The organism is Asticcacaulis sp. (assembly GCF_035497195.1).
GTDB lineage: Bacteria > Pseudomonadota > Alphaproteobacteria > Caulobacterales > Caulobacteraceae > Asticcacaulis.
Window position 1 is genome coordinate 170,120 of record NZ_DATJDZ010000022.1, and the last position, 19,674, is coordinate 189,793.

14 protein-coding genes are annotated in these 19,674 nt (G+C 57.7%); 1 reads left to right on the forward strand and 13 read right to left on the reverse strand.

Translation table 11 applies throughout. The features are described 5' to 3' along the window. Positions 1-11: 11 nt before the first annotated feature. The 11 genes from VL130_RS19570 to VL130_RS14295 form a co-directional block, all read right to left on the reverse strand. Positions 12-368 (reverse strand): nucleotidyl transferase AbiEii/AbiGii toxin family protein, encoded by a 357-nt coding sequence (locus tag VL130_RS19570; protein ID WP_325363653.1) that lies wholly within the window; start codon positions 366-368, stop codon positions 12-14. Position 369: 1 nt separating this feature from the next. Continuing rightward, on the reverse strand, positions 370-1,047 hold the full coding sequence (locus VL130_RS14250) for a DUF6088 family protein (RefSeq protein ID WP_325363655.1): 678 nt from the start codon (positions 1,045-1,047) through the stop codon (positions 370-372). 502 nt (positions 1,048-1,549) lie between these two features. Next, entirely contained in the window at positions 1,550-1,822 is a 273-nt protein-coding gene (locus tag VL130_RS14255; RefSeq protein ID WP_325363657.1) for a DUF2274 domain-containing protein, read from the reverse strand. After that, positions 1,810-2,379, reverse strand: a complete 570-nt coding sequence (locus VL130_RS14260) for a TrbI/VirB10 family protein (RefSeq protein WP_325363760.1) — start codon at positions 2,377-2,379, stop codon at positions 1,810-1,812. The genes VL130_RS14255 and VL130_RS14260 overlap by 13 nt, the downstream gene beginning before the upstream one ends. Then, positions 2,318-4,459: a phosphocholine-specific phospholipase C gene (locus VL130_RS14265; RefSeq protein WP_325363659.1), complete on the reverse strand. Its 2,142-nt coding sequence runs from the start codon at positions 4,457-4,459 to the stop codon at positions 2,318-2,320. Before VL130_RS14265 ends, VL130_RS14260 begins: the two co-directional genes overlap by 62 nt. 68 nt (positions 4,460-4,527) lie before the next feature. Further along, positions 4,528-5,481 (reverse strand): aspartyl/asparaginyl beta-hydroxylase domain-containing protein, encoded by a 954-nt coding sequence (locus VL130_RS14270; protein WP_325363661.1) that lies wholly within the window; start codon positions 5,479-5,481, stop codon positions 4,528-4,530. Then, complete coding sequence (locus tag VL130_RS14275; protein WP_325363663.1) at positions 5,478-7,385, reverse strand: tetratricopeptide repeat-containing sulfotransferase family protein; 1,908 nt, start codon at positions 7,383-7,385, stop codon at positions 5,478-5,480. The genes VL130_RS14270 and VL130_RS14275 overlap by 4 nt, the downstream gene beginning before the upstream one ends. Beyond that, positions 7,382-7,987 (reverse strand): aspartyl/asparaginyl beta-hydroxylase domain-containing protein, encoded by a 606-nt coding sequence (locus VL130_RS14280; protein WP_325363665.1) that lies wholly within the window; start codon positions 7,985-7,987, stop codon positions 7,382-7,384. Before VL130_RS14280 ends, VL130_RS14275 begins: the two co-directional genes overlap by 4 nt. Beyond that, the gene (locus tag VL130_RS14285; RefSeq protein WP_325363667.1) at positions 7,984-8,622 is read right to left on the reverse strand and encodes a sulfotransferase family 2 domain-containing protein; all 639 of its coding nucleotides are present in this window, start codon (positions 8,620-8,622) and stop codon (positions 7,984-7,986) included. Before VL130_RS14285 ends, VL130_RS14280 begins: the two co-directional genes overlap by 4 nt. A 71-nt stretch (positions 8,623-8,693) precedes the next feature. Continuing rightward, positions 8,694-11,543, reverse strand: a complete 2,850-nt coding sequence (locus VL130_RS14290; RefSeq protein ID WP_414636289.1) for a TonB-dependent receptor — start codon at positions 11,541-11,543, stop codon at positions 8,694-8,696. Positions 11,544-11,990: 447 nt separating this feature from the next. Continuing rightward, complete coding sequence (locus VL130_RS14295) at positions 11,991-12,719, reverse strand: UTRA domain-containing protein (RefSeq protein WP_325363671.1); 729 nt, start codon at positions 12,717-12,719, stop codon at positions 11,991-11,993. Between the two features lie 418 nt (positions 12,720-13,137). On the opposite strand from VL130_RS14295, the gene VL130_RS14300 reads away from it, so the two are divergent. After that, positions 13,138-15,045, forward strand: coding sequence for a PAS domain S-box protein (locus VL130_RS14300; RefSeq protein ID WP_325363673.1), 1,908 nt, complete (start codon positions 13,138-13,140; stop codon positions 15,043-15,045). Positions 15,046-15,361: 316 nt separating this feature from the next. On the opposite strand, the gene VL130_RS14305 is transcribed toward VL130_RS14300, so the two are convergent. Both VL130_RS14305 and VL130_RS14310 read right to left on the reverse strand, forming a co-directional pair. Further along, positions 15,362-16,165 carry a ThuA domain-containing protein gene (locus VL130_RS14305; protein WP_325363675.1) on the reverse strand — a complete coding sequence of 268 codons (804 nt, stop codon included), beginning with the start codon at positions 16,163-16,165 and terminating at the stop codon, positions 15,362-15,364. Positions 16,166-16,255: 90 nt separating this feature from the next. Continuing rightward, positions 16,256-19,060 (reverse strand): TIM-barrel domain-containing protein, encoded by a 2,805-nt coding sequence (locus VL130_RS14310; protein WP_325363677.1) that lies wholly within the window; start codon positions 19,058-19,060, stop codon positions 16,256-16,258. Between the last annotated feature and the right edge of the window lie 614 nt (positions 19,061-19,674).

Genomic DNA, 19,674 nt, shown 5'->3' on the forward strand with positions numbered 1-19,674 from the left:
ACGTAGGTACGCTATACAACTCGTCTGAATGCTCGCAAGTTCCATTTGTGGGGCTTGTTGGTCATGTTGCGTAGGTCGTCGGCCGTCGTGTTATTACCAAGATCTTCCCGGAAGACAGTTACGTCGATATCTTCGGAGAACCGGGAGATAAGGCCAAACCCTTTCGACAACGAGGTTCCCCCCTTGAACAATAGCCTCGGCCCACCGTCTGCTAGGCCGTTGAAAAGGGCATCCAAGGTCCAGCAAACCCAGAAGTCCTTTTCGATGTTCTGCGGCGCTGTACCTAGACGCTGCGCGGCTTCGGCGAACAAACCTGCCCGCGCATCCCCATCGGCTCGTAAAATTTCGTCGAAAGCTGCGTTCATCATGCTAGGCACTTTGTAGCGCGTTCGTGTACGTTCCATCGTCCCCCGATATCGAACCGATCTTCTGTCGTAAAACGTTCTGCATCCAGGCAGGCAATGTGAACATTCCGCGGTCGATATCGTCGCGAATGTCGGGACCTAAATCCTTATCTGCGAGAATACGGTCTATTTTGGATAGGATTTGTCCGTCGTCTCTATCGATGACGTCTTTCAGCCAGTGCATGGCTTGGACCAATCTCATAGCCGGACGCCCCGCCCAGTACAGTTTACTTGCCGCCGTTGGGCGAAATGTGATGACGAGGTTGCCGAGCACAATCGGTCGCAGGCGCGCATCGACATGGGCCACGATTTTGGCTGGGACCGCGTTGGTGAGTCCCAAGTCGTTCGCCGCCGTTAAGCCATCAACAAGCACTCGGATTTGGTCGCGCCTGGCAATCGCATCAATGATGGCTCGCGCGTCGGGCGGCGCCGGCTTCTTGGTCAGAATGTTAACCGCAGGGCGGTCATACAGACCTCGGTCAATGCGGCGCAAATCTCCTGCGGCGACCAAACGCTGGAGACATTTGTCGACGGCGTCACGGTTGCCGAGATTGCAAAAGTCTGTCGGCGTCCAGACAGTCCGCGTCGGAGCACCTATCGTGATGCTCTGCAATAGATCCTTCAATGTGTGTGTATCAGTCATGTCCGAAATTTGTATACATTTTTCGGACACATGTCAAGATTTTCTTGTCCGAAATTTGTATACATTTTTCGGACACACAACCTTTTTGCCAAATAGCTGCCAGTCTCCAGAATGCTCCCCTTCATGGCAACGGGTTTCTGAACTACGCTGATGGAAGGTCGATGCCTTTTTGACTCTCCACTCCGACAAGAATTCAAAGGTACTTATTCACACCGTCAAATTTGCAATTAGCTGTGGATAAAAAAGGCTTATGTTACCGCACCGCAGTGCAAGTCCGTCCAATCGAACACCGCAAAAATGCAGCACATCATTGAGCACATCATCGCCTGTTGAAAACTCGCAAACTACCTAATTTCAAAAGGCTTTTTAAAAGCGTCCGTCCAGTCCATCATGGGTGCAACTGAAAACCGGGACGCATTGTTATGTCTAATTTTATATGTTTTTTCAGTCATTTACAAGATTATCAACAGAACTATTTACACCCATTCCAACCTGTTTTACATCATTTTTTTGCCTTTAGTACATCAATGATGTACTTTCGAGACAAATGATGTACCGCAACTCGGGCCGCGATGTACCGGCTCGATGTAACCGAAAAACGACTGGAATGAAATGGGCACCTCAGGATCAGGTCCACGACCTGTTCTGTCGTGCCATATGTCGCCTGATATAGGTAGGCATAGTCCTTCAGCGCCTGCTGTAGCTCAGATCCGAGAGTGATCGTCAGTTTGACCGGCGTGCGATCCGGCAGTCGCGGTAATTTCAATTCGGCCATGACGACACCATGGGTTCATAGGGTTTCAGGATAAGGTCTTTGTGGACGATGATCCGCAACGGCCAGCCGGGACGCACCTTGATCGTCGGCTGAACAGACAATTGCTTTTCGACGATCTGTTGACCCGCCTGGTTTCCGTTCTGTCGGGTCGCCTCGCGCAGGGCTTTGACCAGATCGCTATCGTCGCTGTCACCCATTTGGCCCGTCAAACCTAACAGAGTGGAGAGGCCGATGCTCTTCACCAGAGACCAGGTGTGGAAGTCGACACTATCGGCCAAACCGGCATAGCCTTCCATGTCAGTTGCCGGCAAACTGTCGATTTCCAGCGAAGTCCCGTTAGGCACAATCATGCGCTTCCAAACGACGAGCGCGCGGGATTGTCCGAACGCTACCTGACTATCGTATTCACCGATCAGACGCGTGCCTTGGGGCGCCAACAAAATTCTGCCCTTACCGGCGAACCAGGCGCCGAAAGCTGACGAGGCGTAGGTGTGGTTATGACCTGTCTGTTGGAATTGCGTCCTGCCACATCGCTGCCGGGCCGCCCATGGCCGGATCGCTCAGGGAATCCCCTCCGGTCTCGATGCGGCCAGCAAGACGCTGCGCGCTGCCATCCGCGATGATCCACAAATCGTACCAACCGGCAGTGGCGGTAAGAGGCAGATCAATCTCGCGCTGTTCGCCTGGGCTGAGGCTCAAGGATTGCGCGGGCATGGCATCCGGGTAGGCGCCCGGGACGAGGCGCAGAATCTCGGTCGTGGCCCGCGGGTTCGACAGGCGAAGCCTCGCGCGCAACGGTTCGGCGGCGCCAGGTGTGAGTATCGCCTCAACCGGCAACACGTCGGTGCGGCCGGCATAGTGACGGTGAAAACCACCGGCTCCCAGCAGCCAGAGGTCATACATGCCCGCGTGAGCGCTCCAGGCGTCGGCGAGCGTTACGCCGGGCGCCAGGGTGTAGCGGCGCGGGATGGCCGTGAGGTGCAGGCGGTCATAGACGTGGAGCACCGTGGTCGCGCCCTCGCAAGCCATCGCCAAATGTACCTGCGCGGTTTGCGTATCCACCTGCACACGCGCTGTGGGCCGGTAAGGCAGCGCACGCGAACGGCGCACGCCGGTGTCCTGAACCGGCGGTGTGGCCTCTGCCGGCGTCGGCGGCGTGGTCGTCTCCAGCAGTTCGGCGGCGCGCGCGGCCGTTTCCATCGTTTCGGGCAGCGAGGCCACGAACGGGCGGGCGTCGCGCTGCGAGAAATCGAAAGCCGAGGTGAGTTCGCCGCACACGGCACGGCGCCATGGCGTGACATCCACCCTGACGCCGAAACGGCGTTCGATCAGTCGCAGCACCGAGGTGTGGTCATAGACCTGCGAATCGACCCAACCCCCGCGGCTCCATGGCGAGATGACATACATAGGCACGCGGGGTCCGAGACCATAAGACCGGTTGCGCAGTTCGGGCACGTCGAGTTTCTCTTCGCCGGGCGCCGGATGGTTATGGTATTCGCCATCGGTTGAGACTGCCGAGGCACCGGCCCGACCGCTCGGCGTAGTGGAATCGGCCGCAGGCGGCGCGGGCGGCGGGACGTGATCGAAGAAGCCGTCGTTCTCGTCGAAATTGATGAGCAGTGCCGTGCCAGCCCACACCTCCGGGTCCGCGGTCAGCGCTTCGAGCACGCGCGCCGTATAGGCCGCCCCCTGTGCCGGACTCGATACGCTCGGATGCTCGCTGCCTTTGGCATCAGCGACAATGAAGCTCACCTGCGGAAGCTTTCCCTCCAGGACGTCGCGACGCAACTGGTCGATACCACGCGTGGAAACGCCACGCGCGCGCAACTCTGCATCGCTTCCAAGGTCGCCGCGATAGGCGCGGCGGAAGCTCTCGAAACCGGCGAGCGGATTATCCGTGAAGTTGTCAGCCATGTCCTGGTAGACCTGCCAGGTGACTCCCGCAGTCTGCAGGCGTTCGACATAGGTCGTCCAGGTATACGAGGCGGGATAACCGCCGTTTTCCACGAAATTGTCGTGGGAGTTCCCGATCACGGGGCCGCCGCCGAGCGCATGTGGGTCGTTGTTACCGCACCACTGGAACACACGGTTCGGGTTGGTGCCGGTCTGCACCGCGCAGTGATAGGCGTCGCAGATGGTGAAAGTTTCGGCCAGCGCAAACTGGAAGGGAATGTCGGCGTGGCGGAAGTAGCCAAGCGAATGGTTATGCTTGGCGTCAGGCCAGCGTCCCATGCGACCGTTGTCCCAGGCATGGTGCGCATTCAGCCACGAATGCGGCGTGCCTTCGACGCGCATCAGGCGGAAGTCGCGCCCGGTATCCAGCGGAAACGGGGCAAGTGGCCTGTCGGAGCCGGCGGCCGGTTGCAGCCATACGCTGCGCGGCGCACTCCCGGCAAGAGGCGGCGCGGGAATAGTGAAGCGATCTCCAAAACCGCGCACGCCCCGCAGCGTGCCGAAATAGTGGTCGAAGGAGCGGTTCTCCTGCATCAGGACCACGATGTGCTGTATGTCCTCGATATCGCCGCTACGCACACGCGGCGCAATGGCAGCGGCCCGGGCGATGGCGGGCGGCAGCAGGGCGGCTGCTCCCGTACTGAGTCCGGCCAGCAGCAGACGGCGGCGCACCGTGTCGATCATGAGGTTGGTCCTTCTGAGTTACGCATCACATTGATGCCGTGGTGACGTAGATTTCGTGACATATCCGGTTATGACGGCCGCCGCTCTGGCGCGACCAGATGCTGCAACACGCGCTTTTCGAGCACCAGCAACGCGCCGGCCTGGTTGGTGCGCATGATCAGGCCATCGGCGAGCGGCTTCGCGGCCTCATGTACGGCGCCTGCCAGATGCAGAAATTCCGCGCGCCCTCGCCCCCCTGTGCCATGCAGGGCGCAGAGCTGACGCCAGTCCTGCACGAAACTCTCCAATAGCCGGCTGAAACGCGTGGCACGCACCCTGTTATCCGGTGTATCGGCGGCGACCGTGAGTTCGGCCCGCAGATCATCGATCAGCCATTGCACCTCGGCAGCCGGCATCACCGGTGACTGCTGGTCGTTCTCGGTGAGCAGTTGCGGCGTGATGTCGGGATTCCACGGCATGGTTCGCCATTGTGCACGGGGGGGCGTGGGCCCACAGGCGAACTGCCAGAAGCCCGCCGTACCGGTGGTATCTGCAACCAGATGGATGCGATCGGCGCTGGCCTTGTTCTCGACATGGTGCCTGCGCCAGTTATCGAAGATCCAGGCTTCGCCCGCCGCCATATGCACGGATTGTCCGTCGCAATGGAAACGCACTTCTGTTTGTGTAAAGACCGGGATGTGCACCCGTACCCGCGTATGCCAGTGGTAATTAATATCGGCATGTTCTGGTACGCCGGCACCTGGCGCCAGACGCATCAGCCGCGACCGGCTCCATACCGCACCAAAGCCGGCCAGGACCTGCTGCATGTAAGGCATATCCGCGAGCCAGCGCGTCGGCAACATCTGTCCATGGACGGAATCCGTCTCTTCGCCGCCAGCGCTGATCAGCCGCGCGGCGCTGTTGCCAGGCAGGCTGTCCGGATGCGACACCCAGGCCCCGGCCGGCAAGGCGGCGACCTCGGCCTGCAGGCGCGCCACATCGAAAAGAACGGGAAGCTGGAAGAAGGGTTGCGACAACTTCATGATTGGTCCCTGTAGCGGGTCAAGGCGTCACCCAAAGCGTCACGCAAGGGTTCGAGCCAGGGCGCATAATGCTGCCACTGGTCGAGCCCTTCCCGGCTAAGGGGCTGGCGCACCTGCTCGGAACTGGGCGTGCGTACGCTCCGCCGGGTCTCGTGGAAGGTCAGGCAGGCCGGCTCAAAGGGTAGCCGACAATGCGTCAGCAGGCGATGAACGCTGCCATCAAGATCCTCGACCACGTCCTCGTAAGGCACTCTCAATACCCGCCCCGGCAGCACATCGTCCCAGTGCTGCATCAGGTCGAGATAGGTGCGGTAGTGACGGGCAATATGATCAGGATCGTAGCTGAATTCCTGATTGATAGTACCGAAAAGTTGCTTGAGATTGCTGAAGCCGCAGGCCATGGGTTCACGCCGCGCATCGATGATCGTGGCCCGCGGCAGGATCAGTTGGATCAGACCGATATGCCAGAAATTGTTAGGCATCTTGTCGATGAAACATGGTTTGCCCAGCCGGCGATAGGTGCGGGTGTCGGCGATGAAGCGCTCACCCAGCGCCCGCGCTGCGCCGGGCGTCAGCCGCAGCAAGACTTCCGGGTTCAGCGGCAGGTCGCAATCCGGGTCCTGGCCACAAAGTTCGGCGATATAGCGCCCGATGATAATTAGCTCCTGCGTGCCCTCGACCTCGGAATGGGAGGCCAGTATCTGCTCGATCAGGGTCGATCCCGAACGCGGCAGTCCGAGCACGAAGATGGGAGCCGCATCATCGAAGCCCCAGCCGGCGCGCTCGGCAAAGAATTCGGCCGTGAAAACCTGCTTCAAGCGGCCGGCGCAGGCCGCCGCGATTTCCGGACGATAACGGGAGGTCAGTCGCCGCACCGCATTGCCCTTGCTGTAATACGACCATGAGCCTTCGTAATCAGTCCGGTCCTCCAGCGCCTTGCCCAGCGCAAAACAGAGATACGTGCGATCCATATCCTGGATATCCGGCCGGACTTCCACAGCCCGCATATGTGCAATGTCTTCATCGCTGAAACGGTAAGTCTTGAGATTGGCGAGACCGAACCAGGCCACGCCCTGGCCGGGAAACGCCACCAGCGCGGCGCGATAGTCGGCGATGGCCTCCGTGCCTCTGCCCGTAATTTTCAGGGCAGCCGCCCGCCACAGCCACAGGTCGGCCGCCTCAGCGCCCGACTGAACCTGACCGCCCAGCAAGCGCTCATAAAGATCAATGAGCGGCTCGTAATCGCCCAGGCCGACGCAGGCCGCGGCGTACTGCTTGAGGTATTCACGGTTGTCAGGCTCGTAGGCGAGCAGGTGCTCGGCCTGTTGCCGCGCAGCCAGGTGCTTCTGCTGCTGCAACAGGGTCATGGCATAGTCGAGGCGCGCGGCGTGATAGTCCGGCGCCTGTGCAAGCACCGCTTCCAGTAAGGCCTCGGCTTCACCCGCCGCGCCGCGATTGTTGCATATACGTGCCAGCAGACGCAACGCGCCGACATTGCCACCATTCCTGCGCAGGTAATCGCGGATGACGTCCTCCGCAGGGCCAAGGTCGCCATCGGCATAAAGGCTGTTCGCTATCACGATTTCCGAAGGCAACTGCCTTAGCGTCGCCAGCTGCTGCGCCGCCACAATCGCCTGGGCGCTGTCGCCCACCATGCGATAAAGCTGTTCCAGCATGTCCCAGCTCGCCGGCAGGGTCGGGTTGAGCCGCACGGCCTCGTGCAGCGCCTCGATGGCCGCAGGCGCATTCCCAAGCAGAACGTGGCAGTGGCCGCGCTCCTGATACAGGCGGCTGAATCGGGGATACAACGTTTCCAGCCGCATGAGGGTGGCCAATGCATCAGGGATACGCTGTTGGGCGCGCATGTCCCTGGCTGTCTGCAACAGAGCGTCTCTGTCACTCATCCCGTCGCACCGGCAAACAGCGGCCCAAGCCAGACCGGATCGGGCTGGTCAGCATCATAGTACTCGAAGATCAGATGGATGCGGTCACTGTCACCGTTATTGCGCACCCAGTGCGGCCCCAGATTATTGACCTCGACAGCCTCGCCCGGTGTGAGATAACGTTCCTGGCCACCGAAGAACGACACTACCCCGGCATTGGTCGTCAGCGGGACATGAATCTTGTGCGGCCATTTCGCAGCCGGATTGGCATCGATGTGGGGATGGATGACGCCGCCTGCCGGCATTCTCGCCAGCATCACCCGTGGGAAAATTCCGTGCACATAACCGTAGTCGCGGACGGCCTGCAACAGCACCGGCTCCAGCATGCCGCGCCATTGTGCCCATGCCGCGCGATCGTGCGAACTGCGCCAGTCACGTGGGCTATCGACAAAGCGAAAGACGATGTGACGGGTGGCGTCCAGCACCTCGAAGCGGTTCGGTTTGGCCGCATTCTCCGCGTCCCAGATGTCTTCGGGGACCGCCAGTACAGCCGCCGTGAGAGCGGTGATGTCGACCGGTCCGAGCTGGCGAACCGTTGTGGTCTTGCGCGGATTGGCGTTCATCGCAAGCCTTCGAAGGTATAGCCAAACAGCTCCAGATCGTGCGCATAGCGTGCGCTGACACCGTCGATCAGGCCCTGGTCGTAATAGTCACGATAGTCGCCGCGTTTGCTGCCGTTGACGCGGTCGAGCGGGCGCGACGTCATGCCGATATGCGCGCAAATCGCGTCATACGAGCCCTGCATATCCTCGACGCGGCCAACCGTGTCCGTCAGGAGAGTTGTGCCGTCATCGTCCGTCAGCAGAGCCGCTTGCGGCTGAAACAGGATATGGTTTTCCGGCGGCGCCCGGAAAAGAAAATGGTACATCGCCTCGCGCGGGCGGTGCTGGAACTCATCGCCGCCACGCAGCATAAAGGCGCAGTAGGAGACGAAGCGGTCGAAGGGATTGCGCACAAAGGCGAACTTGAAATAGCTGTTGAAGGCATCGTCACCAAGATAGGGTCGCACCTGCCGCAGGGACAAATGGCCATGCTGGATCGCCGCCAGATCTTCCCATGGGAAGCGCCTGTTGACGAACAGGCCCACCTGCTCGACATCCGTATCGTCCAGTTGTTCACGCAGGGCCTGGCGAACGGCGTGCGTGCCGGTCTTGGGCACAGCAGCGAAGATAAAGCGGTGGCTATGAGATACGATCATTGAACATTCAGAAAGAAGACGCTCCCACCTCCGGAGGGAGATGGAAGCGCCCGATTTAGCAGAGTTTTGTATCAGAATTTATAGCTGAGCCCGACCATGTAGGTCGCGCCGCTTTGGTTCTGATTGTAGAGGTACTCGTTCTGGCCCCAGAACTGCGTATCCTTCTGATTGGTCAGGTTGATCCCGTTCAGGGTGAGCTGGAGCCTTTCGCTGACATTGTAGAAGGCCGCGGCGTCGACATAGGTCGAGGCTTCGAAGCCGCGTGTACCGGCGCTCATCACGCTAGCACTATTTCCGCTGAACCATTTGTCACGGTGGCTCAGAGAGACGCGACCGCCCCAGGTCTTGGTTTCGTAGTACAGCGTGGCGTTATAGCTGTTCTTCGAAATGCCGGTGATCGTAGGCGCATCCACATGGGAGTAGTTCGCCGTCACACCGAAATTATCGAAAGGCGCCGGCAGGAAGGAGAACTGGCTTTGCGCCACCACTTCCACACCGGTCAGCTTAATGCTGCCGTCAGCGTTGACCGGCATCGAGAAATTATCAATGATGGTGTTGGCCATTGCGCCCGGAATTGTGGCTATCGGGATCTCTGCCTGCGCAAAGGTGAGCGCATTGCCGTCTTCGACACTATAGGTATCCGAAGTGATGAAGTTGGTGATGTCCTTCTGGTATACGCCGACGGAAAGCAGGCCAACCTTGCCGAAATAGTATTCAACGGCCAGATCAAACGTGTTGTCCTTGTACGGCTTCAGATTCGGGTTGCCGCGCGAAGCCGAGATGTCGCAATTATTTTTCCCGTCCGCAGCAATCTGACAGTCACCCGTGCCAGTACCGACCTCCTTGTCCGAAAAGGCGCTGCCCTTGGCCGCCATCGAACCGATACCCGGGCGGTTCAGATTCTGCGTGGCGGCAAAGCGCACCAGCACATCCGGCGTCAGTTCAAGTACGGTGTTGAGAGACGGCAGTACACCCGAATAGCTGCCCTTCACATCCGTCGTGCCGAGGTAGGCGTAGTTGTCACCCTGAATCCAGCCGGTTGAGTGGGTGTCGGTGCTATAGCCGCGCAGGCCAACATTACCACGGAAACGCTTGCCCATAAGCTCGCTGTCCCAGTCTGCCTGGGCGTACCAGGAAACCGTCTCTTCAGAGGTGTCGTAAACGTTCTCGATATCCTGAAGCGCACCGCCCGAACCATCTTTATTAGGCTCTAACCGGTGATACTCGTTGTACTTCTTGAACGCCTTGTCGTAATCGCCGATCAGCCACGAACCGAATTCGTTGGTGTAGACGGATGTGATATCGGCAACGGAGGTACCGCGCGTCTTGGCCGTGGTGCCATTGACATTGCTGTCATAGAAAAGGTCGATGCCGTCCTGCGAGAACTTGTGGTACGCCACTCCGGCGCGCAGGGTCCAGGTGTCGGACAGGTTATAGCGGGCGTTGAGCACGCCTTCCTTGAGTTCAGAAGCATTGTGGAAGGCGCGATAGTAGAAGTTATCCATCACGTAGTTGTCGGGGTCCGTCGTATCCCAGCCCGAATAATCGAACGAAGCCGATTGACCATTAGCGCCGTAATTGGCGACCAGGTCACCCTTGGCGCGCATGTAGAGCTTGTCGTCATACGGGGTCTCGTAGGTCGATTTTTCATAACCGATGTGGCCATCGATAAAGAGGCGATCGGAGACGTCCCACTTGCCGGTCAGTGCGATCTGGTCGAAGCGGTTTTCATTCAGCGAACGGCGATTCTCGCTGCCGAAGGTGACGTTGGACGCATCGGTCATGGTGACGTAGCCGTCCTTGTCGACCGTGAAATCGTTGAGAACAGTCGCCGACTGGTACTGAGCCGGGTATGGCGAACCGGCAGCTGTGTCCAGAGTGGTGGAGCCCAAACCTTCGATGGGTCGTGTAGCGAGGTGCAGTTCATTGCGGTGCGTGGTGAATTCGCCATGCAGCAGATCGAGTGTCAGCAGCATGTTTTCCGTCGGACGCCATTGCACGGCGCCCGTCAGGCCGAGGCGCTCCTGCTTCGCGTTCCAGGACGACAGGCGGTTGCCATCGGCGAAATAGAGGTCGCCAGCCATGAACCGGGCCTGCTTCTCGGCGCTCAGATTGGAGATGTCGAGACCGGCTGCGACCAGATCCACGGCATCACCCGTGGGGTTCGGATGGGTTGGGGTTACAGAAAAATCGGTCGCGCCCAGCTGGCTGTAGTTGTAAGTGTTGTGCCCCTGTTCCGTGGTCTCGCGCTTGCTGTAGGCCACCGAGAAGGCCACGCCGAACTTGTTGTCCCAGTTATAGCTGTACAAGGCGGCGATACGCGGCTGCGTATCTTTGGTGTATTCGTTGGTGCCCAGCTTGAAAGACACCGCGCCCTTGGAGCCAACGCCATAATCGAAAGGCTTGCCGGTGAACAGGCCGACCGTGCCGCCCATGCCGCCCTCGTTCTGCGACGCCTGGAAAGTCTTTTCAACTTCCACCTTCGAGAACAGTTCCGAAGCGAAGATATTGAAATCGAAAGAGCGATCGCGCGAACGCTGGCCGCGGCTGTCCTGAGCGGAGTCGACATTGCCCAGCACTTCCATGCCATTCAGTTGCACGCGGGCGAAATCAGGTCCCAGGCCACGCAAGGATATGCGACGGCCTTCACCAGCTTCACGGGTGATCTGCACGCCCGGCAGGCGCTGCATCGATTCCGCCAGGTTCAGTTCCGGGAACTTCGCCATGTCTTCAGCGACGATCACGTCCTTCTGGATGGTCGCGTCGCGCTTGATACGGCGCGCATCGCTGAGCGACTTGCGGAAGCCGGTGACAACCACCTCAGTAGCGGCCTCGTTCATGGCGGTTTGAACGTTTGTCGAATCTTGGGCGACAGCCAGAGCAGGAACCAGTGCGCAAAGCGCGCTGAGCGCGACGCCCATCAAAATGTGGTTGCGAAAACCAGTGGTGCGCCGTGTTGGCTGTGTAAGGTGGGAAGGCATAAAATTCTCCGATCGTGTCAATAGGCCTGGAATGCGATGCTTCCTTTCGCAGTGGCACGACAGGACTTCTCCCCCGCACCGGACGCAGCTTCCGGGCTTTAGCGCATGCCTTGAAGACGCAGTCGTTCGCGCCTTCGGACGTGTGTCAGAAGTTCCGGAGATAAGTCTTGCCCAGACCATGATTTTTAATACGAAGCAGCATTTAGATGTCGCAAAATATTTCTGGTGTAAACCAGATTTTTTCAATTTGGAAATATTGTATAAAAATCGAAATAGTTACATAAAATCGTCACGAAAATATGACTTTATGTACACCTCTCGCGTCCTGGCAGACTACGGAACAGGAAAATTTTCGTTTTATGTTGAAAATGTAGCTACAGCCCAGCCTCAGCGGATGCGAATATCAACGCTGATCTTGAGTGCGTCATGCCGCCAGTGCTCAATATCGTATTCCACCACGCGACCGCTCACATCGTAGCTTATACGGCGCATGAGTAATCCCGGCAGGCCCGATTTGATGCACAATGCCGCTGATGCGTCCTGGGTGAGCGCGCAAGGCTGCATCTCGACCTGGTTGCGAATTACCGTGACACCGTAATGATCGCGCAAAACGGCGGTAAGGGACTGGTCGAGATTGTGCTCCAGAACACCGGGCGCCAGGCGAGGGTCGACATGGATTTTCTCAATCAGCACGGCACGTCCGTCAATATAGCGGCGGCGGCGGATTTCGTAGAGCGGCGCGTTTGGCGCAATGGAGAATATCTCGGCCACCGCCGTCGGGGCGGATATTTCACGCGTAGAGAGAACCTCGGTCAGTGGCGCACGCCCCTGCGCGCTGACATAGGACATGAAGCCTTCCCAGCGCGTCGGATCATAAACTACAGACGGCGGGGCCACATACCAACCGGAACGGTTCTTGCGGTAGATAAGCCCCTCGGCTTCAAGCTGGAACAGGGCCGCGCGCACCGTGCCACGTGCCGCCAGCGTGGCTGCCTCCATCTGCCGCTCGGAAGGCAAATGCGCCCCCTTCTCCAACTCACCCGATTCGATGCGTTTTGCGATTACGTCGCGAACGTCAAGATAGTGGCAGTTGTCGGCCGGGTTCCGCGGTTCCATCCAACTCGCGGGCTTGTTTATCGCCATAAAGCGTCCGTCAGTTTCATGTTTACAAACAGGCGCTGCTTATTAAAGCGCTTCGCGGCAATTTTGAATGGAAAAGTCGCATGGGGATACATCGCGACCCGATAAGGTTTGAAACGCCTAACACATTATCCTTCGTCCGCTTAGGGCCAAAACCTGCGCTTCGCTTTCGCGCCCAAAGTAGTCGAACGAAAGGTGTTCAAGTGGTCGCAATAATGGACATTGCAACTATCGGTGATGCCGCCTTGAAAAAATGCAAAGCTAAAGATCTTGTATCGCCTCAGATACAGGCCACTCAATCCAAAATAATATTGGAAACTTATACCGTCGAGGTCATTTGACACACACACCGACCCAAAACGGATACGGGGCATAATCGCTAACGGATCAGAGTATGTCAGAAAAAAAAGCGTTTGATAACGCTGAGGGCTACCTCGCCGCGATCATAGACTCTTCGGATGATGCGATCGTCGCCAAAACACTCGACGGCGTTATCACGGCTTGGAACAGGTCGGCCGAGCGCATATTTGGCTTTTCTTCAGACGAGGCTGTTGACAAACATATCTCCATAATCATTCCGGAGGACCGGTTGGATGAAGAATATATCATCTTGGGTAAGGTCAAGGCCGGCCAGCGCGTCGATCACTTCGAGACAATTCGGCGCGCCAAGGACGGCACGCTTATAGACATATCGCTGACCGTCTCGCCTATTCTCGCGAACGATGGCAGGATCATAGGCGCCTCCAAGGTGGCCCGTGATATACGCGCGATGAAGAGTGCCGAGCGTCTCAGCGCTTACCTCGCCGCGATTATCGAGTCGTCGGATGACGCCATTGTCAGCAAAAATCTCGATGGCATGATTACGTCGTGGAATCCGTCCGCCGAACGGATTTTCGGGTACACCCCCGAGGAAGCCGTAGGCAAGCACATCTCCCTGATTATTCCCCAGGACATGATCGACGAAGAACATGCGATTCTCGGGCGGGTCAAGGCGGGCGAGCGAGTCGATCATTTCGAGACAATTCGGCGCGCCAAGAACGGGGATCTGCTGAACATCTCCCTGACGGTTTCGCCGATCCGCGACGGCGCAGGCCAGATTGTCGGCGCATCGAAGGTGGCGCGCAACATCACCGATCAGAAGCGCACGATCGAAGCCTTGGCCGAGGTGAGCAGGCGCAAGGACGAGTTCCTGGCGAATATGAGTCACGAACTGCGGACGCCGCTCAATGCCATTATCGGCCTGACCCATTTGCTCACTCAAACTGAGACGCTTACGCCCAAGGGGCAACAATTTCTGACGATGATTGGTCAGAGCAGCGACAGCCTATTGGCCCTCATTAACGATCTGCTCGACTTCTCGAAAGCCGAGGCCGGTTCCTTCCAGTTCGAGAGTATCGATTTTCAGCTTTTGGAATTGATCGAACGGGCGGTCCTGATGCAGGAGGCCGCGATCCGTGAGAAGGGGCTGAAGCTGACGGTCGATTATGTCGGTGAACTCCGCGACCGTTATGTCGGCGATCCGCTGCGCATCCAGCAGATACTGACCAACCTGCTTGCAAACGCGGTGAAGTTCACCGAGAAGGGCGGCATTGACATTTCGGTGGAGCTTGCAGGCGCGACGGTTGACCGGTCGCGATTGGTGCTAAAGGTTTCCGATACCGGCATGGGTATCGCCCCTGACAAACTGCCGTTCGTTTTCGACAAATTTATGCAAGCGGATGCCTCGACGGCCAGGACCCACGGTGGTTCGGGCCTTGGTTTGAGTATCTGCCAAGGGTTGGCAGAAGCGATGAATGGCTCGATTTCCGTAGTCAGCACGCCTGGTTTAGGTTCAACCTTCACGGTCGAGATCGAGGTTGGTAACAGTCCGGATGCGCAGGTGATCTCCGGCCAATCCGGTGTGCCCGACAGGAAGAATGTCCTTATAGTGGAGGACTTTGAACCCAATTTAGTTGTATTGGCCGGCCTGCTCGATAATTGGGGCTATAGCTATGACATAGCTCGTAATGGCATGGAGGGAGTGAGGTGCGTTGAGCGGGGCGTTTATGACGTCATTTTTATGGATGTGCAGATGCCGGGCATGGACGGTTTCGAGTGCACACGGCAGATTCGCGCCTTCGAGGGACGCACGGCCAAAAAGCGGATACCGATCGTGGCGGTGACGGCTCACGTCTTCGACAAGGATCGCGCCAGGTGCCTCGATGCCGGAATGGACGGATTTCTGCCTAAACCTATAAAGCCGGACGCCGTTCAAAAAATACTAGTCGACATGGTCTCTGCCTCGCCTAGTGAGCCTTTTTGAACCTTACGGCAACTTCGCTTGACACTTTCCACTCGGACGTTTCGAGGCAGTCTGTCACGTATCTGCCGATGTTCCGGTATCCGGCCAGATCGGAGGGCTTAATCAGATAACCGACGGACCTGTTACCCAGCGGAGTGCTGACAACTTGTGACGCCGGTGCACTCGATAAAATCATAATGGGGACGACGTTGAAAGCAATACGATTTCAACAGCGCATGAAGCAGGCTGGACCGGGGATAGCGGGCTCGACACCCCGTCGTGGCGTTGGCTATCCGAGCGTCCAGCCTATCCTTTGGCCGACAACACGATCGCGGTTCTAGCGGGGCACCAGCACGAACTTTAGGCCATCAAGCATGAGCTCTTGCAGCATTGGCGTGTCGTAAAGTTCTATGCGATGCCCAAGTCCTATATAAAACGCGCGCCCGCCATCGTAGCGGTTCGACCATACGATAGGGCTTAATCCTGTGGCTGTAGACCCTGTGTAGGATTGTCTGTCGACAAGGAGAATGGGATGGACATTCGGGCTTTCATTCCTGAAGTCGTACCATTCGTCCTTAACCCTTATTTCCACTTTTCCAGCGAACGCAGGGTTGTTGATAATGGCGGGATCTTCTGGCGACGCCACCACTAGCCTGGCTTCCTGGATTTCCGGATGGGCTTTGAAATGCGCCCCCATGAGAGCGGTGTACCACGGCCACTTTCCATCGCTTTCTGTGTCGGTTGCAGAATGCATTCCTAAGACGCCGTGACCCGCGCGAACAAAGCCTTCCAGGGCCTGTTGTTGTGGCTCATCGAGTACGTCGCCCGTCGTATTGAAAAATACAACAGCATCATAAGCCATCAAAGATTCGGCCGTAAACGCATGCGCGTCTTCCGTAGTTGTAACCTCAAAGCCGTTCGCCTTACCGAGCGCCTCCAACGTGGCCTGCCCTTTGGCAATCGAGTCATGACGAAATCCCGCCGTTTTGGAAAAAACGAGCACATGCGCCCCTTCCAAACCTGATTGATCTTGTGCCGCGAACCCGGACAACACAGACGCGGCACATAAAGCTACCAGAGACGAAACGACTTTTTTGGAACAAGTTACAAGCGCATGGCTATACCAGTTAATCATCTGCATCCTCCAGGATTGTCACGGTGCCACGACCGCCGTTTTTATGCCTTCAACCTAACCACTCAGGCCAGGAAGACAACCCTCCCATCTTGAAGGTCACTTTTTGAAAGAAATGGTTTGGGGCTTGCCGGTATAGACAAGCGTCGTTGTCGCAGGTGTTGGATCCCCTGCTGTCGCGTTACCCGGGTTGGCGATCACAATGTTCAGCGTGCGCGATTTTACAAGCCCGGGATAAGTCCCCTTTCGCGCGCCGATTGACAGGGTTTGCGCCTTGTCATTCCACACCAGATCATAGGTCGCGTACTGCCCCTTCTCATAGTTGTAGGTTTCGTTGTCGTCTTCATAGAGGGTGAAGGTCGCGTCGGCGCCGGGGTAGATCCGGATTTCATATGGGGCTTCCGGCTTCTCCGTGGCGTACTGCTGAACCGGCCCCATCGGTATGATCGATCCCGCCCGGACATACAGCGGAATGATATCCAGTGGCGCTTCGCGCGTCACGCTTTGTCCGCCGTCAAACCGGGCATTGGTATAGAAATCATACCAGCCCGCGCCCTGCGGCAGATAAGTCGATATTTTGAGGTCAACCCCCTTGAAAGCCGCCGCCAGGGCCTTGATCTGGCTGGGCGTCCGCCAAGCCAGGCGCAGGCTGCGATCCGAGGCGCCCTGATAATAGTCGATCTTGACCGGAACCTTCTCGCCTGCCTTGAGCGTGACCTTTGCGCTCTTGTAGCGTTTGGGACCGTTATTCCAGTCATCTATGATTTTTTCGCCCTTCAGGAACAGACGGAAGCCGTCATCGCCTTCCAGGCCGATTTCATATTCGCCGTCTTCCGGCGCGACCAGTTCTCCCTCCCAGCGGGCAGAGAAGTGGTCGAGTCCGTCAAGCCCGCCCGGTGGTTGCGCCAGCGGCGGCCCAGGCCATTTCAGGTCAATCGCCGTATCAACCGTTTTGCCTTTCGGCGTCTCGAAGTTCTCGCCGGCGAAATATTGCCCGGCCAGGCCTTTCTGCCCCGTCGGCGTCAACAGGTAGTCGGCCGGTATGGTATCGGCGGGGGGATTCTGCACATGGTACATCGGATGCGTGACCGGATGAACGAGCAGCGACGAGCCGAACATGAAGGTGTCGTTGACGGCATAGGTCGCCTTGTCCGCCGGGAAGTCCATCGGCACAGCCCGCATCAGGGTATAGCCGTCGGACGTCACTTTCCAGCTCAGGCTGTAGATATAGGGCAGCAGGCGGTAACGCAGGTTCACGCTCTTGACGAGCGAGCCGTACATCTCCGGATCAAGGTCTTTGAAGATATAGGGTTCACGCTCGATGCTCGTGCCATGCACGCGGAAGATCGGGTTGAAGGCGCCGAACTGGAACCAGCGGGCAAACAGTTCGCGATAGGCCGGGTTCTGCTCACCACCGGGAAATTCGGTGACGAAGAAACCGCCAGTATCCTGGGTCCAGTAGGGATTGCCTGTAATGGTGACATTGACGCCGCCATTGATCTGCTCGCCGAAGGTCTTCCAGTTGGCGAAAATATCGCCCGACCACGAGGCCGCGCCAGTGCGTTGAGCGCCGGCCCAAGCCGAGCGTGTCAGGGTAAAAACGCGCTTGTCGCTGGTGGCTCGCTGGCCGTCATAGGTGCCTTGCGTCGTCATCAGGGTATAGGGATTGAGATAACGCGTGAAATCGCCGAGCGCATTCTTGCCGAGGCTCTTGATATCGCGGATATTGTCGTCGGGGTCCCAGGCGGCGGTGGCGACCTCCACCTCGGTGCCGTCCATCCACAGGGCATCCACCCCCTTGTCGAGCAGGCCCTGTTTTATGTACTTGAAGTATATCTGCCTGCCGAGTGGGCTGTAGGCATCATAGACACGCGCGTGCTTCGATATCCAGTGCAGCGGTTCGAAACGCAGGCCGTGCGAATCCAGTTCCTTGCCAAGTTCGGTGTCGTTGCCAACCGATGGCCAGATCGAAATCATCAGTTTCAGATGTTCGTCGTGCAGGGTTTTGGTCATGGCCTCCGGATCGGGATAGCGCTCCTTGTTCCAGATCATGCCGCTCCACGTACCATCGGTGTCGCTGCCCCAGTATTGCCAGTCCTGGACGATGTAATCGAGCGGGAACTGCTTTTCACGGAAGGTGCGCGCCACCTCCAGCAGGCGGTCTTGCGTCTTGTAGCGCTCCTTGCTCATGAACAGACCAAACGCCTGCTTGGGGTACATCGGGGCTTCCCCGGTGAGGTGGCGATACGATTTCACCACGTCGTCCATGCTGTCGCCGCCCATGAAGTAGTAGTCGACACCACCTGGCGCGCTTTCGGCCCACAGCGTCGCGCCCTGGGCGTCGTCCTTGAACGTCATCTTGGAATAGGTATCCCAGAGAATGCCGTATTTTTCGGACGACATCATGACCGGGATCACGATGCCTGTATTGGTCTGGACCAGCAGGATATCCTGATTGCGGCGATTGAGTTCACCCTGGTCAATAAAGCCAAAGCCGAATATGCCTTCGTCGGGCTTGAGGGTGAAGGTATTCTGCGCCTCATAGGTTGGCGCGCCGGAAATTTCGAGTGACTTCAGGGCTTCAGGCGCCCTGGCGCGTTCGCTGGTATAGACCTTGCCGGCGGCATCCCTGAAGGTCAGGGCGCCGGAGTTTTTATCGACAATAATGGTCAGTTTTTCCGAGACGATCGTCAGGTCGGTCGATGTTTCCTTGATATCGAAGACAACCGGGTCGGGCTTATCGACGACGACGATGCTCGGCGCGGTCCAGTAGTTTTTGCCGAGGTTGGCGTTTACACGCACCGTCTCCGGGCCATAGAAAATGATGTTCTTGGTTATGCCGTCATGCGTAATCTGTATGCCGTCTGCCAGCCGGACAAATGAAAAGCCGGTAGTTTCAGACACGTCAACCCTTAGCAGATGTCCATTGGCATCCAGGCCCGTGGGCGTCGCAGCGACAGCCATGACGGGTGCAAACATCAGGAAAGATGCGCACGTTGTCGATAGAAGCGTTTTCATACACAGAAGTCTCATCTGGCATTTCCCCTATTCTTCGCCGGCAGCGCCTACACAGATATCAATCTGTACCAGACGAGACGAGAACCTGTTTTCTAATCATGGATGCGCTTAATTGCGCTTTTTACCGCAATCGCTGGCGATGGAACCAGATTGTTAAAACGGATTGATCGCCCTGTCCATAAAAACGGATTTCATTAGGGGGAGGCTTAGTGGGGTATGCTTCGCGGGAGAGCTGATCTCTTTTTCCAAAACAGGCCCTCAAGTCGATGAAGGGAAAGCCCGGCCGCCGGGCAACCAGAACTTTAGAGTCAAGCCGGCTGTTGGGCGCCCAACCCGGCATTCAGCAGACGGAATTTGGTGGTCAGTTTCAATGTCGCCCAACAGGAGCGGTGAGCAGCGCTTTTCTCTTAAATTCAAACCGAACAAAGTCGAAATGATTCCACATGCCTACAATTCACCCAGTCAAATGTAGTTACGTAACTACAATGTGGCGATTCCGC

Excerpts from the sequence above, each read along its gene's own strand:
- VL130_RS14300 (WP_325363673.1), top strand. The coding sequence starts at position 13,138 with ATGTCAGAAAAAAAAGCGTTTGATAACGCTGAGGGCTACCTCGCCGCG.
- VL130_RS14305 (WP_325363675.1), bottom strand. The coding sequence starts at position 16,165 with ATGCAGATGATTAACTGGTATAGCCATGCGCTTGTAACTTGTTCCAAA.
- VL130_RS14280 (WP_325363665.1), bottom strand. The coding sequence starts at position 7,987 with ATGAACGCCAATCCGCGCAAGACCACAACGGTTCGCCAGCTCGGACCG.
- VL130_RS14295 (WP_325363671.1), bottom strand. The coding sequence starts at position 12,719 with ATGGAACCGCGGAACCCGGCCGACAACTGCCACTATCTTGACGTTCGC.
- VL130_RS14275 (WP_325363663.1), bottom strand. The coding sequence starts at position 7,385 with ATGAGTGACAGAGACGCTCTGTTGCAGACAGCCAGGGACATGCGCGCC.
- VL130_RS14255 (WP_325363657.1), bottom strand. The coding sequence starts at position 1,822 with ATGGCCGAATTGAAATTACCGCGACTGCCGGATCGCACGCCGGTCAAA.
- VL130_RS14250 (WP_325363655.1), bottom strand. The coding sequence starts at position 1,047 with ATGACTGATACACACACATTGAAGGATCTATTGCAGAGCATCACGATA.
- VL130_RS14265 (WP_325363659.1), bottom strand. The coding sequence starts at position 4,459 with ATGATCGACACGGTGCGCCGCCGTCTGCTGCTGGCCGGACTCAGTACG.
- VL130_RS14290 (WP_414636289.1), bottom strand. The coding sequence starts at position 11,543 with ATGGGCGTCGCGCTCAGCGCGCTTTGCGCACTGGTTCCTGCTCTGGCT.
- VL130_RS14285 (WP_325363667.1), bottom strand. The coding sequence starts at position 8,622 with ATGATCGTATCTCATAGCCACCGCTTTATCTTCGCTGCTGTGCCCAAG.
- VL130_RS14270 (WP_325363661.1), bottom strand. The coding sequence starts at position 5,481 with ATGAAGTTGTCGCAACCCTTCTTCCAGCTTCCCGTTCTTTTCGATGTG.
- VL130_RS19570 (WP_325363653.1), bottom strand. The coding sequence starts at position 368 with ATGATGAACGCAGCTTTCGACGAAATTTTACGAGCCGATGGGGATGCG.